General features: G+C 42.6%; 14 protein-coding genes. 6 read left to right on the top strand and 8 right to left on the bottom strand.

Going from position 1 to position 17923, the window contains the following annotated elements; genetic code table 11:
* The first annotated feature begins 80 nt into the window (after nucleotides 1–80).
* Nucleotides 81–962 carry a permease gene (locus PV763_RS05220; RefSeq protein WP_420937468.1) on the top strand — a complete coding sequence of 294 codons (882 nt, stop codon included), beginning with the start codon at nucleotides 81–83 and terminating at the stop codon, nucleotides 960–962.
* A 100-nt stretch (nucleotides 963–1062) separates the two neighbouring features.
* Here the strand turns inward: PV763_RS05220 and rdgB are convergent, their stop codons facing one another.
* The 8 genes from rdgB to PV763_RS05180 all read right to left on the bottom strand — a co-directional run bounded on the left by rdgB (nucleotide 1063) and on the right by PV763_RS05180 (nucleotide 11842).
* Nucleotides 1063–1689 carry an RdgB/HAM1 family non-canonical purine NTP pyrophosphatase gene (gene rdgB, locus PV763_RS05215; RefSeq protein WP_180037951.1) on the bottom strand — a complete coding sequence of 209 codons (627 nt, stop codon included), beginning with the start codon at nucleotides 1687–1689 and terminating at the stop codon, nucleotides 1063–1065.
* 102 nt (nucleotides 1690–1791) lie between these two features.
* Complete coding sequence (locus PV763_RS05210) at nucleotides 1792–2382, bottom strand: tetratricopeptide repeat protein (protein ID WP_044111888.1); 591 nt, start codon at nucleotides 2380–2382, stop codon at nucleotides 1792–1794.
* Complete coding sequence (metW, locus tag PV763_RS05205) at nucleotides 2379–2972, bottom strand: methionine biosynthesis protein MetW (RefSeq protein ID WP_004278415.1); 594 nt, start codon at nucleotides 2970–2972, stop codon at nucleotides 2379–2381. The genes PV763_RS05210 and metW overlap by 4 nt, the downstream gene beginning before the upstream one ends.
* Nucleotides 2972–4132 carry a homoserine O-succinyltransferase MetX gene (gene metX / locus PV763_RS05200; protein ID WP_071852261.1) on the bottom strand — a complete coding sequence of 387 codons (1161 nt, stop codon included), beginning with the start codon at nucleotides 4130–4132 and terminating at the stop codon, nucleotides 2972–2974. The genes metW and metX overlap by 1 nt, the downstream gene beginning before the upstream one ends.
* Nucleotides 4133–4244: 112 nt before the next feature.
* A complete protein-coding gene (gene leuA / locus PV763_RS05195) occupies nucleotides 4245–5942 on the bottom strand; it encodes a 2-isopropylmalate synthase (protein ID WP_420937467.1) in 1698 nt (565 codons plus the stop codon).
* A 427-nt stretch (nucleotides 5943–6369) separates the two neighbouring features.
* On the bottom strand, nucleotides 6370–7053 hold the full coding sequence (locus tag PV763_RS05190) for a Fe2+-dependent dioxygenase (protein WP_005103162.1): 684 nt from the start codon (nucleotides 7051–7053) through the stop codon (nucleotides 6370–6372).
* A 71-nt stretch (nucleotides 7054–7124) separates the two neighbouring features.
* Complete coding sequence (locus tag PV763_RS05185) at nucleotides 7125–9356, bottom strand: TonB-dependent receptor (RefSeq protein ID WP_005103163.1); 2232 nt, start codon at nucleotides 9354–9356, stop codon at nucleotides 7125–7127.
* Between the two features lie 308 nt (nucleotides 9357–9664).
* Nucleotides 9665–11842, bottom strand: coding sequence for a TonB-dependent receptor domain-containing protein (locus PV763_RS05180; RefSeq protein ID WP_005103165.1), 2178 nt, complete (start codon nucleotides 11840–11842; stop codon nucleotides 9665–9667).
* Between the two features lie 265 nt (nucleotides 11843–12107).
* On the opposite strand from PV763_RS05180, the gene tig reads away from it, so the two are divergent.
* The 5 genes from tig (at nucleotide 12108) to PV763_RS05155 (ending at nucleotide 17888) form a co-directional block, all read left to right on the top strand.
* Nucleotides 12108–13439 carry a trigger factor gene (gene tig / locus PV763_RS05175; protein WP_086044917.1) on the top strand — a complete coding sequence of 444 codons (1332 nt, stop codon included), beginning with the start codon at nucleotides 12108–12110 and terminating at the stop codon, nucleotides 13437–13439.
* 194 nt (nucleotides 13440–13633) lie between these two features.
* Nucleotides 13634–14239 carry an ATP-dependent Clp endopeptidase proteolytic subunit ClpP gene (clpP, locus tag PV763_RS05170; protein WP_004647427.1) on the top strand — a complete coding sequence of 202 codons (606 nt, stop codon included), beginning with the start codon at nucleotides 13634–13636 and terminating at the stop codon, nucleotides 14237–14239.
* A gap of 29 nt (nucleotides 14240–14268) precedes the next feature.
* Complete coding sequence (clpX, locus tag PV763_RS05165) at nucleotides 14269–15579, top strand: ATP-dependent protease ATP-binding subunit ClpX (protein WP_004278407.1); 1311 nt, start codon at nucleotides 14269–14271, stop codon at nucleotides 15577–15579.
* Between the two features lie 170 nt (nucleotides 15580–15749).
* Entirely contained in the window at nucleotides 15750–16466 is a 717-nt protein-coding gene (locus PV763_RS05160; RefSeq protein ID WP_004729543.1) for a DUF2846 domain-containing protein, read from the top strand.
* A 117-nt stretch (nucleotides 16467–16583) separates the two neighbouring features.
* Entirely contained in the window at nucleotides 16584–17888 is a 1305-nt protein-coding gene (locus PV763_RS05155; protein WP_004282307.1) for an IS4 family transposase, read from the top strand.
* Nucleotides 17889–17923 lie beyond the last annotated feature (35 nt).

Raw genomic sequence — 17923 nt, 5'->3', positions numbered from 1 at the left:
CAGATCAAAAATTCTATCATTTGAGAAAAACTAAGCTGTGCTAGCATACAGCTTGATATGGAAATCTCAGCAGTATTGTCATGGCCTTAATTCTTCCCCTCCTGTCTTTTCTGATCGGTTATTGGGGGGTGCAATATTTAAAACCAGTTCGACCTCTCTTGGCGTCTTTATTGGCCCGAGTACTGATTCCAGTACTGATTATCTACAACATGGTGTTTTACCAAGAGGGCAGTTTGTGGCTGATTGCCTTCAGCTTTTTCTGTTCCTGTCTGTTCTTTGCCCTATTTTATTTCACCTTGAAAAATAAACTACGTGCCTTATGCCTGAGTTATTTAAATGGGGCATGGCTGGGAATTCCTTTTGCACTGGCAGTTTTTGGCCCGCAAGCGACCAGTACTGTGGTGGCGCTGTACATCGGTGGTTCTTTGTTTGGCAATGTCTGTGCGGTGATGGCAGTCAGTGAAGCCAGACAAGATAGCAGCTATATTTTAAAAAATGTACTGCTCTCACCACCAGTGGTGGCACTGTCAGTGGCAGCCTTATTGTCATTTTGGGATTTGAGTCAGTGGCAGCAAGTCGCTTGGGTAGAGAGGCTGTATCAGGCCAATAAAGTGCTGGTGACTTTTAGTGGCATGTGTGTGCTGGGAATGTGGCTGAGCAATGTGCGGATCAGCAGCTTTGATTTAATGCGCAGTCTGCAACTGATTTTTTATAGAGGGCTGTTTGCGGTTTTGCTGTGTGTTGCCGCTTATTATTATTTACCTATTCCGCAGCAGACGCTGACCTATGCGGTACTGCTGATGTTCTTTTTATTGCCGCCTGCAGCCAATATTGTGGCACTGGAAACCCATTATCAGGGAACAGGCCATTCCGCCAAATATATTGCTTCGGGAACTTTGGCCAGCGCGATCTTGATTGCCTTATATGGGGTAATCGTGCATGCGTTGATGCCTACGCTATAGATTCCCTCTACTTTTAGGAGATGAGAAACGCTGTTTCGCAAGGGGAGAGGTGAATAATCCCTCCCAACCTCCCTTTTACTAAAGGGAGGAGATCAAAAACTTACTTCGCCAAACTCTTCTTAAACAGCTGCATCGCCTGTCCACGATGACTGATTTTATTCTTTTCTTCCTTGCTCATTTCTGCACTGGAAATTCCGAGTTCCGGTAACCAGAACAACGGGTCATAGCCAAAACCATTTTCACCACGCACAGCTTCCAGAATTTTCCCGTGCCAGATACCCTGAAAGACTTGTGGTAAGGGATCTTCGGCATGTTGGACCAGTGCCAGTACACAAACAAACATACCCTCGATCGCTTCACCTTCTTGGCGTAAGGGTTTGAGATTGGCCAGCAGTTTTTCATTATTGGCGGCATCATTGCCATGTTCACCGGCATAACGTGCTGAGTAGATCCCAGGAGCTCCGCCAAGAACTGGCACACAAATGCCTGAGTCATCGGCAATCGCCGGTTTACCTGAGATTTTAGCCGCGTGGCGTGCCTTGATAATGGCATTTTCAACAAAGCTTAAGCCATCTTCGATGGCATCTTCGATATTCAGTTGACCTTGAGGAATCACATCTACCGGCAGTTGCAGTTCCGCAAACATTTTCTCAAACTCGGCAATTTTACCTTTGTTATTACTTGCCAATACCAGTGTGCCTTGGGATAACCAATCTGTAGAAGCCATGTGTCACTCATTCTCTAAATATCAATCGTGCTATTTTAACTGCCATTGCGGGTTTGTAGGCAATAAAAAAGCACCCGAAGGTGCTATTTATACCATTCAGCTTTATTGTGCCTGAATCCATCTGTCGGCACGGTCACGCGCCTGACGGATCTGTTCCTGGGTCAAGTTGGCCGCCAATGCTGTTTTCTTGCCTTCAGAAAGGGTAATCACTTTATTGTCGAGCATGCCATCACGGGTAGACAGTTCATACCACTGGTAAGCACCCATATAGTTTTTCTTTTTCTCTTCCATCATTGCCAGGTTAAAGCTGGCACGGTTATCGCCACGGCTAGCTGCTTTTTCAAAATACTGACGTGCCAGCGCTTCATCTTTTCTGGTGCCAATACCATCTGCCAGCATACGGCCTACATTCAGCTGTGCAACTGCCAGACCTTGATCCGCAGCAGCTTTATACCAGGCAAAGGCCTGTCGTTCATCTTTTTGTATATCTTTACCATACTGGTATTTGGTGGCCAGATAAAACTGTGCACCAGCCTGACCGGCTTTCGCCGCTTTGGTCAGACTATTGATATCCATGATGGAATACTGAGCCGCTTGACTGGCAATAGAAGGACTCGGTGCAACATAATCTGCATGGGCTTGCATGCCAAAAAGTCCCGCCAGTAGCGTCGTACTTAATAATAATTTTTTCATAGCGCGCTCACTCGATAAATTGCGACTTCACCAAATAGATTAGGGAGATGCTTGCTTAGCAAACTATCTTCTTGATTCCCGTTCACAGCGAGTCGATTAATAATTTTGATATTATTTTCCGCACAAAGTGCTTCAAAATCACGAAATGTACATAAGTGGATATTCGGGGTGTTATACCACATATACGGCAAGGCTTCAGAAACCGGCATTCTCCCTTTGATTGCCAAGAAAGACCGGGTCTTCCAATGTGCAAAGTTCGGAAAGGTAATAATGGCCTGTTTCCCCACACGCACCATATCACGCAATAATACGTCAGGTGCATCTACAGCCTGCAAAGCTTGTGCCATGACCACATTGTCAAAAGACTGGTCGGCAAAACGGCTTAAACCGAGGTTTAAGTCCTGCTGGATGATATTTAACCCGCGACTGACCGCAATTGCAATCTTTTCCTGATCAATTTCTAATCCGTATGCACGAATATCGTGCTTTTTACTCATTTGTGCCAGCAGTTCACCGTCGCCACACCCGAGGTCGAGTACGCTAGAACCGGGCTTGATCCACTTTTCAGCGAGTTGTTGATCGATACGCATTATACGGCCTCCTTTGGTGTTGCTTTCAGGTGTTCTTCACCACCCAGGAATGCACGCAAAGATTTTACATAGAGCGGAATAGGGAACAGGAAAGAGTCATGACCCTGTTCGGCATCAATATCCAGATAGCTCACAGGTTTATGGTTGCTAATTAAAGCATCCACGATTTCCTGTGAGCGGGCAGGAGTAAAACGCCAGTCAGTCGTGAATGACACCACCAGGAATTTGCACTGGGTATTGGCCATGGCTTTTTTAAGCGACTGTTCATATTCACGCGACGGATCAAAGTAATCCAGCGCTTTGGTCATGATCAGATAGGTATTGGCATCGAAGTTACGGCTGAACTGCTCACCCTGATAACGCAGATAGCTTTCGACCTGGAATTCGACATCGAAACCATACATAAATTTGCCTGATTTCAAATCGCGGCCAAATTTCTGTTTCATGGCTTCTTCGGACAGGTAAGTAATATGACCGACCATACGCGCCAGAATCAGACCACGTTTTGGATAGCTGTCATTTTCCAGATAACGACCATTATGGAAATCCGGGTCTGACAAAATCGACTGACGTGCCACTTCGTTAAAGGCAATATTCTGTGCAGAAAGCTTTGGAGCGCTGGCAATAATCACGCATTTTCTTAAACGGTTTGGATAATCCACTGACCATTGCAATGCCTGCATACCACCCAGTGAACCGCCAATGATGGCATCCCAGGTATCAATCCCTAAACGATCAGAGAGCAGGGCCTGGGTTTTGACCCAGTCGCGGACCGTAACCAGTGGAAAATCAGGGCCATAAGGACGGTTATCATTTTCAGGGTTTGGCGAGATCGGGCCGGTAGAACCGCTACAGCCACCAATATTATTCAGTGAAACCACAAAGAATTTTGAAGTATCAATGGCTTTGCCGGGGCCAATACATGAATCCCACCAGCCGGCTTTTTTATCATCTGCATGATGATAGCCTGCGGCATGGTGATGACCGGAAAGGGCATGACAAATCAGAATGGCATTGGACTTATCGGCATTGAGTTCGCCATAAGTTTCAACCATCAGTTCAAAACGTGGGAGGATGCGACCGCATTCAAGCTCTAACGGCTCTTCAAATTGGAACTTTTGTGGGACAACAATGCCCACTGAGTCAGCTGGAAAAGACACGGGGAGGATTCGCCTTAAATCTTTAGTATGAATAATAAAAGGATACCATTTGCCGGTATCCTTCTAAAGTCATTTTAGTGCTATGAATTATTGCTAATTCTAATACAGCCGTTTAGACCGCAGCAGCAATCACCTGATCAGTGCTTAAAACACCCTGATCAATCAGACGGTTGGTCGAGGCAATAATTGCTTCGATGGAAGAGGTCACGATGTTGTCATGTACCCCGGCACCAAAGGCAGATTTACCAGTACCTTTCACTTGAAGTTCGATCAAGGCCAAGGCTTTGGCATGAGCACCTGAACTGATGCTGCGCTCTTCATAGTTCACCACGTCAATCGGCAACTGAAGTGCATCCAAAATCGCAGAAATTGGACCATTGCCTTCACCACGAACACGACGTGACTGGCCATCAATTTCAAGATCAAGCTCAATCACCTGATTGCCATTGTCATCCGACAATTTATAGTTTTTCGCAAAATAGTGAACGTTTTTAGCATCCACATAAGTTTCTTTGAACAACTTCCAGATTTCAGTCGCACTGATTTCAGTGCCTTGCTCATCGGTACGTTTTTGTACGATCTGAGAGAATTCAATCTGTAAACGACGCGGCAAGATCACGTTGTAGTTCGATTCTAACAAGTAAGCAATACCACCTTTACCTGACTGTGAATTGACACGGATCACTGCGTCATAGTCACGACCCAAATCTTTCGGGTCGATTGGCAAGTACGGCATATCCCAGATTTCTTCGTTTTTCTGGAACTCGAAACCTTTTTTGATCGCATCCTGATGCGAACCCGAGAATGCAGTAAACACCAAATCACCGGCATATGGATGACGCGGGTGCACAGGTAAACCGGTACATTCTTCCACAGTCGCAATGATTTCATTGATGTTGGAGAAGTCCAAGTTTGGTGCTACACCTTGGGTATACATGTTCAAGGCAATCGCAGCCACGTCGACGTTACCGGTACGTTCGCCATTACCAAATACACAACCTTCGACCCGGTCAGCACCAGCCATAATTGCCAATTCTGAAGCGGCAATACCACAGCCGCGGTCGTTGTGGCAGTGAACTGAAATGATCACGCCATCACGACGCTGAATGTTACGGTGCATCCATTCGATTTGATCGGCATAGATGTGTGGACCTGAAACTTCTACCGTTGCAGGTAAGTTTAAGATCACTTTATTCTCTGGAGATGCTTCCCAGATTTCAGTGACGGCATCGCAGACATCTTTCGCGACTTCTAATTCGGTTGCAGTAAAACATTCAGGGCTGTACTGAAATACGAATTCAGTTTCCGGCTGTTTTGCGGCATATTCTTTCACTTTTTGTGCAGCATTAATGGCTAACTGTTTTGCACCCTCAACATCAACATTCAAGACTTTATTGCGGAATGTCGGCGAGTTAGAGTTATAGATATGTACAATGGCACGTTTCGCACCTTGTAAAGATTCAAAGGTACGCTGAATCAAATGATCACGTGCCTGAACCAAGACCTCGATATAAACGTCATCTGGAATATGACCTTCTTCAATCAATTTACGGGTGAAATCGAAGTCAATTTGAGATGCTGACGGGAAGCCGATTTCAATATGTTTGAAACCGATTTTCACCAACATCTGGAACATCTTGAATTTCTGCTCCATGTTCATTGGCTCAAAGATCGCTTGGTTACCGTCACGCAGGTCGGTACTCATCCAGATTGGCGCTTTGTTGATTTCATTGTTCGGCCATTGACGGTCTGGTAAGTCCACACGTTGATACATGCGACGGTATTTTTTACTTGGATCAGCCAACATCATGAGAGAGCTCCTTATGCTAACTTGGGTACCGTAATCTTGGTTAAAGCGGTGCGTGGGTCAGCGGCATAGATTTTGTCTATTCATTGGGTTTTAGTGACAGTCTGGTTCAAACCTGAAATATGGTCTAAATATTGGTGGTTTAGCTTCACCAAATGCACTAAATGCCTTACTTATAATTTAAAGTTTAATCCACTTATCCCGAAAAGTTTTTGCTATTTTTATGGATTTTAGTCGTATGGTAATAAAGATTTTCTTATAAAGTTCAAGTGGTGAGAAATATTTTCACTTATTTTAAATATTGTATTTTATATTTTCTCTATTTGGGCATAATTCGTTATTTATTACGTTCAATAGTGCCATAACGCAGTATATTTTAATAAAAAATAAATCCAATGATTTTCAAAGATCATTGACGTCAGGGCATCTTTTAAAGTTCAGCCCATTTACGCATTAAATTATGATACAGATTGGTCAGTTTCATGACCTCTGCATGCTGATCGCCCAGCTGCATTCTCAGGTTTTGAATACTCTGATCCAGATTAAACAGCATATGCCGCTCTGCATCATCACGGATCATGCTTTGTACCCAAAAAAATGAAGCAATTCGACAACCGGCAGTGATTGGCGTGACTTCATGCAAGCTGGTCGATGGATACAAAATCATATCGCCGGCAGGCAATTTTACTTCGTGATAACCGTAAGTGTCTTCAACCACCAGTTCACCACCGACATATTCTTCCGGCTCACTCAAGAAAACCGTACAGGATAAATCCGTTCTAAGGCGTTCATTGCTGCCGCGAATACGACGAATCGAATTGTCGACATGAAAGCCGAAAGATTCATTATTTTCATAGCGGTTAAACAGGGGAGGAATAATATCCAGTGGAATCGCCGCTGATAAAAATAAAGCATGCTGTCCCAGAGACTCAAGAATGATTGTGCTTAAATGCTGGGTCAGGGAATGATCTTCAGGCAGTTGCTGATTCTGTTTCACCGTTGCAGAGAGTGTACCCGCGGTAACTTTGCCGTTGACCCACTCAATCTTATTCATCTCCTCACGGAAATATTGCACCTGTTCTTTGCTCAGTACATTTGGAATATGATGCAGCACGAGAAACCCCTGAATAATCGTATTTTAAAAATAACATAGCCCCCATCAGGAGGCTATGCGGTTATATTGAATTAATATTTAAAGTTGACTGCTAACACTGCACTACGGCCTTCTGCTTCAGTGGCATAGTGAGAGGCATAAGCTTTGGTGAAGTAACGTTCATCAGACAGGTTATTGACGTTTAATTGCAAATCAACATTTTCATTCACGTTATAACGCGCCATAGCATCATAACGGACATAACCTGGAACCCACTTGGTATTGGCTGCATCACCATAAACTTTATCCATTGCAACAGCACCTGCACCTAAAGTTAAAGCAGGTGTTACAGCATAGGTAGTCCACAGGGTTGCAGAATTTTTAGGTACATTCTGCATTTGCTTACCTTTGGCAGGGTTGTCAGGTGTACATACCCCTTGACGGTTACAGGATGGGCCCGGGTTCACAGTTTCACTGTCGAGATAAGTATAACCAGCAGATACAGCCCATTTATCTGTAATTTGGCCATTTACGCCCAGCTCAAGACCGTCTACTTGGGTTTCGCCGCCATTGGTATATGTAGCAGCATCCAGTTGAATCCGTGTATTTTGTTTTTCAGTACGGAACACGGCAGCGGTTAAACTCAGTCTTTCATTTAACACATCCCACTTTGTGCCGATTTCAAAGGTACGGCTCTCTTCAGGATCTAATTCCATATAGGCTTGGCCAATTGCTTCTGAACCATCCCCGCCATCTACACCGACCGGATTGGCAGAAGTCGCATAACTTGCATAGATAGAACCATTTTCAACAGGTTTAAAGATTAATCCAGCCTGATAGGTCAGGAAGTCGGTATTATTTTCAATAGAGTCGCCAGTCGCATTTGTGGTTTGCTTGGTATCAAATTTATCCCAACGTAAACCCAAATCTAATAACCATTGCGGGCTAAACTCGATATTATCTAAGAGATAGACAGATGTAGTCTCGGTCGTGGTTGTCGTGAGATTTTTGTTGGCTGCGGAAGAGCCCAACCATTGATTACGTGAGTCTGGATTAGTTAATGATGTACACCATGCATCGTTGATAGCACAGTCGCTGTTGAAACCACCTGTGGTGGTACCTGGATAGCCTGGATAACTTGTTAAGTAGTTACCTTTGTCAGATTTTTGATCTGAGTACTCTGCACCTATATTAAAGCTATGCTTGAATGCACCTGTATTAAACTTACCTGTCAAAGCAAGCTGGTCGGTAAAGATGTTGGTATCAGTAATACGTGAGTTTATACGACGCCAGACTTTATCATTTAGCACGTTACCTTTGGAGTCATCTGGCTGGGTCCATAAGTAGTCATTTTTGGCAGTGCTATATACCGCTGTATTACTCAGGGTCAGGTTATCCGTTAAATCGTGTTCCAGTTTAATGGTGCCGATCTGATTTTCCTGTTTCTGGAAATCACGACTTAATAAACCATAATAAATGCCCTGTTTTACATCAACAGGTTTACCGATGGTGGCTTTTTTTGCCGCATCATACTTATAAGGAACACCTGAATCCGGCGTGTCATCCGATTTTAAATAGTAATAACTTAAAGTCGCGCGGGTAGGGGTGTCCAGACCAAATACAATACTCGGTGCAATACCGGCACGTTTATATTCGGCACCATTTTTCTGGCCAGCTTTTTCATTATGGTGACCCATCACGGCCACACGTGCTGCTATACCATTTCCAAAATCTTTATTGCCATCCAAGGTTATGCGTTGATAGTTGTCAGTACCACCCGCGACAGAACCTTCTAGAAAGTCACCCGCTTTAGCAACTTTAGAAATCATGTTGATACTACCACCAGTCGTTCCTGCACCGCCCATAGCAGATGCAGAACCTTTGGTGACTTCAACCTGTTCGACAGCAAACATTTCACGGTTCTGTGAAGTGGCGTTGCGTACGCCGTCTACATACATGGAACTTTCAGAATTATAACCCCGAATAAAAGGACGGTCACCGTTTGGGTTACCACCTTCACCTGCGCCCAAGGTAATCCCCGGAACTGTACGCAGTGCATCAGCTAAAGTCGTCACTTGTGTATCTGCAATCAGCTGTTTTGAAATCACTGAAACTGACTTTGGGGTATCGAGTAAAGGCGCAACAAATTTGCTATTCGCAGATTGATCTACTTTTAAGCTGGGTGTTTGTTCAGCTTTGACTTCTTGATGAATCGTCTCTAACTGGATCACCTGTTCTTCTGCCATCGCAGATGCAGCTACCATTGATAAAGATGAAACAATTGCAGAAGAAACGATTTTTTTACGTGTTTTAATGAAGGTCATGTTAAACCTAATAAATGAATGCTAAAAATGTATGCGAATAATAATGATTCTTGTTTTTATTTTTATCCTTTTGTCATAGGAATTCATGATCTTTAAGAAAATATTAAATGAGATTTTAAATGTAATGATATAACAATAAGTATTTAAGTTTTTGATTTTATTTAGTATTGATAAAGAAAGCGGATTGCTGGCTTTTTATTGAGAATAATGATGTTTATAAAAGGGCACAAATTAGGGAGGTTTCATGGAGTACTCATTGAGTGATAAAAAACCCTGCCGAAGCAGGGTTTTGAATCATGACTTTTATATTAGAAGTCGTATGAAACAGATAACCAGTAGTTACGGCCTGGAATATAAGTACCTGTTGTACTAGAACCAATATCTAAATATTTATAACCAGTAGCAGTTTGTAGACGACCACGGTTGTCTAAATATTCATATGATTTTGCACCTTCGGTAAAATCTTTGTCCAGCAGGTTGTTCACAGCCATATTCAGACGTAATTGATCACTGACGGTATAACTTGCACCGAGGTTGAATACGCTATAGCCCGCTAACTTGTCACCAAATAATTTATATTCTTCATAGTCGCTTGAGCCTAAACCTGAAGCAGGTGCTGTTGGCGTAGTCAGGAAGCGTTGACGATCAGATTTATATTCGTACTGTAACCATAGGTCTACAGCAGGCACCAGATGCCATGTTGAAGTCAGGTTAAGCGCATTACGTGGCTGGTTATTGTAATAAGTGCCTTCGTTTTCTCCATTCGTAATTTCACTTCTGGTATAGGTATAGGCAGCTTTCATATCCCATTCAGGCAAAATGCTGTATTGCAAAGTTGCTTCTGCACCATAAACTTTGGCCTTATTCGCATTCACGCTGGTTGAACATGAGCTTGCAGTCAAGCATTCAGCGGATACAGGAAGATTCTCTGAAACAATTGCATCTTTAATCTGGTTGTAAAAACCGGTTGCCGTGAAATTGATATCATCTGTCGGCTGTAAATTAAAACCTAATTCATAGTTGGTTGAGGTTTCAGGCTTTAAGTCCGGATTACCAAATGTCAGGTTTTGTCCCTGTCCACTGAGGCCAACAACGCCGTCATAAAGGGCTTTCGCAGAAGGTGCTTTATAACCTGTACTTACGCCACCTTTCACAGTCAGCATGTCATTGGTATTCCAGACTAGATAGGCACGTGGACTAAAATGACCGCCAAAACCGGAGTGGTCTTCAAAACGACCGCCATAGGTTAAACTTAAACTATCCAAAAGACGCCATTCATCTTCAGCATAAACTGACCAGGATTTTTTATCGAATTCGTCTACACCAGTCGAATACAGAGCGATATTATCTTTATTGGTTTGCTCTTTGTATTCCGTACCCACAGTGAGCTTATGCGCACCTAAAGTTGAAATAATATGGCTATCTGCAATTAAATCGGTATTTTTTAACACACGATCTGCACCAATTTGTGCATTTCCGACGGGTAATGCAGCTGAAGGTATCGTACGACCTTTGGTTTCAGTTTCTGAGTGGCTGATATAAGTATTCCACTGACCAAAGCTATAGTCGCCATCATGCCCGATTGCAAACTGGGTACGATCAAAAATCAATTTATCTTTATAACCATTTGCTGTTGTTGCAGTATCTAAAGTACCTAAACGATTGTCTTCATTCTTATAGTTTTGATGGCTGTAGAATGAGTCAAGCCACAAGGCATTTTGATCATCTACTTTGTATGTAAGTTTACCGCCTACATCATAATTATGTGCGGTGGTCGGGCGTGGATCACGGCCAGTTGAACCTTCGACACGCTCAGACTGACCCCGGTCATAATAACTGCCGCGAAGTTGCAGACCAAGCACATCATTGACCAATGGACCATTCACCAAGAAGCTGGTTTTCCAAGAATCTGCTTCAGTACCATGCTCCATAACGTTGCCACTGACAGTAACGTTCCCATTCCACTCGTCTGAAACTTTTTTGGTAATGATATTAATCACACCACCCATGGCATCTGAACCGTAGAGGGTAGACATAGGTCCACGAATGACTTCAATACGCTCAATGGCTGAAAGAGGGGGCATAAAGCCTGTCGCTGCTTCACCAAAACCATTCGGGGTAACATCGGTAGAAGTGGTTTGACGACGGCCATCAATCAAAATAAGGGTATCATCAGCGTTCATACCACGGATGCTAACATTTAGTCCTGCAGTTTTGCCTACGCCATTACGCACATCCACTCCAGGGACATCAACCAACAGGTCAGCAATATTGGTGGCATTCTTACGTTGAATATCTTCTTGAGTGATCACGCTAATTGAGGCAGGGGCATCTTTTAATTGTTGTTCAAACCCCGATGCAGAAACTACAATGGTAGATAAGGTGGTAGTTGGGATGTTGGAGGGGCTATTTGTCTCTGCAAAAGCAGATGTTGCTGTGACCCCAAAAATTGCCAATGTAAGCGGACGAAGACTAAAACTATGCATGACCAAATTCCCGAACCGAAGAATAAATTAGTATTGTTGCTCAAATAAGAAACTGGATATTAATGATAGTACTTATCATTTGCAATAAAAAATATACATTTTCTGCATTTAAGTGGGGTTGACTGAATATTTGAAAGGGTAGCAATTCGAATAAAAAAGACTTAAAAACTGGAACTCGCGCGTATTTTTTGTATATCCTTAAATGTTGTCATATAATGTGGCACATTTTTATAAACCTGTTATTACCAAATATATAGAGGAAGCCATGCAAGTAACTTCTGAAGCGGTTTCGGGCGTTGCCCGTCGTTTAAATGTTTCTGTACCGACGAGCCGTATTAATGAGCAATTTGAAGCTCGTTTAAAACGCACTGCTAAAACTGCGAAGATCAACGGCTTCCGTCCAGGTAAAGTGCCTGTAAACGTCGTTCGTCGTGAATACGGCGCTGGTATCTACCAAGAAGTTGTCAACGACATCATTCGTGATACAGTTTTCGAAGCGATCCAGCAAGAAAAAATCAATGCCGTAGGCATGCCGAACATTGAAAAAACTGAAATGAAAGACGACGCTTTAGTTTATGAAGCGACTGTTGAAGTTTATCCAGAAGTTGACGTGAAATTCGAAGGCTTGGAAGTTGAACGCAAAGCTTCAGAAGTGAATGACAAAGATGTTGAGAAGATGATTGAAAATCTTCAAAAACAACGCGCTTCTTGGGCTGAAACAAAAGGCATGGCTAAAAAAGACATGCAAGTAACTTTTGATTTTGAAGGTTCAATCGACGGCGAAAAATTTGAAGGCGGTTCTGCAGAAGACTTCAAACTAGTACTTGGTTCTGGTCGTATGATCCCTGGCTTCGAAGACGGTATCGTTGGTATGAAGAAAGGCGAAGAGAAAGTGATTGATGTAACTTTCCCTGAAGACTACCAAGCTGAAAACCTTGCTGGTAAACAAGCTCAATTCAAAATCACTGTGAAGCTTGTTGAAAAACAAAAACTTCCAGAAATCGATGCTGAATTCCTGAAAATCTTCGGTGTATCTGAAGAAGAAGGCATTGAGAAGTTAAAAGCTGACGTTCGTAAAAACATGGAACGTGAAGTTAAGAATGGCCTTCGCAACCAGGTTAAAGGCGCGACTTTCGATGCACTTGTAGCTGCAAACGAAGTTGAACTTCCAGCTGCTATGCTTGCTCAAGAAATTGACCGTCAACGTCAACAAATGATCCAGCAGTTCACACAGCAGTTTGGTGCTCAAGGTGCGAAAGCATTTGATTCAAGCATGCTTCCAGACGAATTGTTCAAAGAACAAGCTGAAAAATCTGTAAAACTTGGCGTACTTGTAAGCCGTGTTTTAGCTGATGCGAAAATCGAAGTAGATGCTGCACGTGTTGAAGCGTACATCGAAGATATGGCTTCTTCTTACGAAGATCCAAACGAAGTGATCGAATACTTCAAAAACGATGCGCAACAGCGTGCTCAAATCGAAGCAGTTGTACTAGAAGACCAAGTTGTTGATTACATTTTGGCTTCTGCTAAAGTAACTGATGCGACTGTAAGCTATGAAGACTTATTGAAAGAGCAGCAAGCTCGTCAACAAGGCTAATTTAGCTTTCGATAAAAAAGGCGCTTAATGCGCCTTTTTTTCATATTGATGCCTGAAAAAAGCATTTCTGTTTTTCACAAAACTAATGCAAAAAATATAATGGATTTGTTGGCGAATTTTTTGCAATTTCAGTGATTATACCTCATATTGTGATTATGGGTTAGGTCACAAAAAATTTAGGAATAAATAAACGTATGTATGTTCCAACGATTGAAAACGCTTTAGTGCCAATGGTGGTAGAACAATCCTCTCGTGGTGAGCGTTCTTTTGATATTTATTCACGCCTTTTGCGTGAACGTGTAATTTTTATGACGGGCGAAGTTGAAGACAACATGGCGAACCTGATCGTTGCGCAAATGTTGTTTTTAGAGGCGGAAAATCCAGATAAAGATATTCATCTATATATCAATTCACCAGGCGGTTCGGTAACTGCGGGTATGGCGATTTATGACACCATGCAGTTTATCAAACCTGATGTCGTAACGTACTGCATGGGTCAGGCAGCATCAATGGGTGCGTTCCTGCTGAATGCCGGTACCAAGGGCAAGCGTTATTGCCTTGAAAATGCCCGTGTCATGATTCACCAGCCATTGGGTGGTTTCCGTGGTCAGGCTTCAGATATTGAAATTCATGCACGTGAAATCCTGTTCATTAAAGAGCGTTTAAACCGTTTAATGGCTGAACATAGCGGTCAGGACTACGAAAAAGTGGCACGTGATACAGATCGTGACAACTTTATGACTGCGCAGCAAGCGAAAGAATACGGTCTTGTGGACGAAGTTTTAACTAAACGTCCATAAGTTTTAAAGATTGAGATAGTGGAGTAAATATGTCCGAACATCCTCAAGGACAAAAGCATTGTTCATTTTGCGGTAAAACGCAGTCTGAAGTCGGGAAGCTGATTGCAGGCGAGGACGCATACATTTGTAACGAATGTGTGGACGTATGCTTAGATTTGGTTCAAACCAGTCAGCAGGTGGAAACCAATGACTGGGCCAATCGTCCTTTGCCGAAACCGCATGAAATTCGTGCGGCCTTGGATCAATATGTGATTGGTCAGGACGTCGCGAAGAAAACCTTGTCAGTTGCGGTTTATAACCATTACAAGCGCTTGAAAGTGCAAAATAATGGCAAGAAAGCTGATGATTCAGTCGAGCTTTCAAAAAGTAATATTATGTTGGTTGGTCCGACAGGATCGGGCAAAACCTTGCTTGCACAAACGCTGGCACGTCTTCTTGATGTTCCATTTGCCATGGCAGATGCAACGACACTGACCGAAGCCGGTTATGTGGGTGAAGATGTAGAAAACATCGTACAGAAGCTACTGCAAAAAGCCGATTACGATGTCGAAAAAGCGCAAAAGGGCATTATCTATATCGACGAGATCGACAAGATTACCCGCAAGTCTGAAAACCCATCCATCACGCGTGATGTATCGGGTGAAGGTGTTCAGCAAGCATTATTGAAAATGATTGAAGGTACGGTTGCATCAATTCCGCCACAAGGTGGACGTAAGCATCCGCAGCAAGAATTCATTCAGATTGATACCTCGAACATCCTGTTTATCTGTGGTGGTGCATTCTCAGGACTTGAGAAAATTGTACAGCAACGTCAGGAAAAAGGTGGCATCGGCTTTACTGCAGAAGTGCGAAAAAAAGATGAAACCAAGAAGCTGTCTGACTTGTTCCGTCAAGTTGAAGCAACTGACCTGGTAAAATTTGGTTTGATTCCAGAATTTATTGGTCGTTTGCCAGTAATTGCCACTTTGGACGAGTTGGATGAAGAAGCATTGATGCAGATTCTGACTGAGCCGAAGAATGCGTTAACCCGTCAGTATCAACATCTGTTTGATATGGAAGATGTGGATCTGGTTTTTGAAGAATCGGCATTACGTGCAGTGGCTAAGAAAGCAGTTGAGCGTAATACAGGTGCACGTGGTCTACGTTCGATCCTAGAAAATTCATTGCTGGAAACCATGTATGACTTGCCAAGCCGTAGTGATGTCGGCACTGTCGTCATCAATGAAGCCGTGATTAAAGGTGAAGCAGAGCCGGAATACCGTGCCGAGCGTCAGCCACATGATCAGCAAGAGACTGCGACAAAAATAGATTTAAAGGTCGTGAATAGCAAATCCGCTTAATTGCTATTCGTCCGAAACGTGCGAAAACTCCGTGTTTTCGCACGTTTTTTATTTCCAAAAATAAAGCTCGGTGTTAATCTGATTCACTAGGCGTGGATGCCTAAAACTTATAAAAAACAAATCGCAAAGCACTTGCATACAAAAGAATAAAGACGCAGTGAGGGATAAGCATGCGTGGAGTCGCAATTGTACTCATCAGCAGTTTGGCATTGCTGGGGTGTCATGGTAAGAAAGCCGTCGTTGAGCCTACACAGCCACTCAGCACTTTAAAAAATATCGATCTTGAAAAAAAACCGGGCTTCGTCGAGCAGCATCGTATCGGCATGTTCACCATTGGCGGTTGGGTCAATCAAAAGCAGGGCAACCAGTTTCAGACGGTGAAACCGCAGCATGATGAAGCTGCCATCGTGTATTTATACCGGCCCGATTCTAAATGGAATCGTCAGGAAATTGTCGCTGCCAGCCTGTTTATCAATCAAGAACATATTCCAAGCTTATTGCACAACCATTATTACTGGATTGAAGTGCCTGCAGGGACCTATCGTTTGAGTACCAGTCGACCGCTAGGCGCGTTGCATTTCCAGAAACCTAAATATCTGGATTTTACTGTCGAAGCGGGACAGTCTTATTTTATTAAATATGATGAAGAGAATATCAGTACACGCCGGAGTGTTTCAGGGCCACTCATGCTGATGCCGGAAAAAGTTGGTCTGAATGAAATTGCTTTTACTCAGCTAAAATCAGACAGTTTTAACTTCGTGGCACAAGATCAGGAAACTGGCCAGATTCGTAAAAAAGCCCAAAAAATTGAACCGACTGCTTATGATCCATCATTAGATGTACAGTTAAAAGCACCTTTTAAACTTTGGGATCCACGTACCTGGTAATTGATATTTTATTGAGAAAATATAATAAAAAAGCACCCATTTAGGGTAATGCCAGTCAGTTAAGCAAAAAAAGTTAAAATGCTGTAAAAAGAGCGTATGTAAATACGCTCTTTTTTTATGAATTTATCTCAGAATCTAGATTTAACATTAAAACAAACCCTACCTTCACTTTCACAATTCAGTGAATTGATTGATTTAAACTGGATTGAAGATTGCTTAGACCAAACAGGTAAAGCATCAATTCGAAAAAGAAAACTGCCTGCTGAACATGTTGTTTGGCTGGTAATCGGACTTGCTCTATTTCGAAATCAACCGATTTGGTATGTGGTTCAACAATTGCAACTTGTTTTCGGTACGGCAGAATACTGTGTACCGAGTGCATCCGTACAAGCAAGACAACGCTTAGGCTTAGAACCCATGAGTGCTTTATTTTCGACATTAAGTCAGGCATGGTTTAAAGACTCACAACAACAATATAGCAACTTTCACGGTCTATGCGTTTGTGCTGTAGATGGTGTGGTTTGGTCTATGCCTCATACAGAAGAAAACTTTAAGCACTTTGGTTCATCCAAAGGCAAAACAGCAGCTGCACCTTACCCACAAGTTAGAGCGACTTGCCTGGTGAATACCAATACCCATGAAATGATTGATGCCCAAATGGGCAGTATGGATCAAGGTGAATTAACCTTAGCCAGTCAATTAAAAGCACCAGTTCGCAGTATTACCCTATTTGATCGTGCTTACTTCTCTGCTGATTTTTTAGTGAGCTGGCAATCTCAGGCAGAAGAGAGTCATTGGTTGATGCGAGCAAAGGACAACCTGCGTTATGAAGTGATTCATCATAATGCGGCCCATGACTTTCAGATCAAAATGCCTGTTTCAGCAAGAGCAAAAAAGATAAATCCGTCATTGGGTGACTATTGGGAAGCACGTTTAATTGAAGTTGAATATGCAGGAAAAATAAGACGTTACATTACATCATTAACAGATTCTAAAGTTTATCCATTCAAAGACCTTGCAATGCTTTATATCCAGCGTTGGGAAATAGAAATGTGTTATCGGGAAATTAAAAGTGATTTACAGGATGCAAGGATTTTAAGAAGCAAACAACCTGATTTGGTCTATCAAGAATTGTGGGGGGTATTTATTGCATATAATATCTTAAGAAGACAGATGAGGTTTATCGCTGAACATGCAAAGGTGAGTCCTTTAAGGATCAGTTTCCATATTGCATCTATGAGTATTATCAATATCTTAAGGCACACACCTTTAGAATCAGCAGGAAACCTACCCAAACATTTAGCGCAATTATTTGAACAATCTAAAATATTTGTATTACCTGAAAAAAGGCAAAGGCAATGTCCGCGAGTAGTGAAAATTAAAGCACAAAAATATCCAAGAAAATGCCAGTCAATTTCTTAACTGACTGGCATTACCCATTTAGGGTGCTTTTTTAT

This window comes from Acinetobacter sp. AS5, from assembly GCF_048957595.1.
Classification (GTDB): Bacteria; Pseudomonadota; Gammaproteobacteria; order Pseudomonadales; family Moraxellaceae; genus Acinetobacter.
Note: the sequence above shows the minus strand (reverse complement) of the source record. Positions and strands in the feature narration are given on the sequence as shown.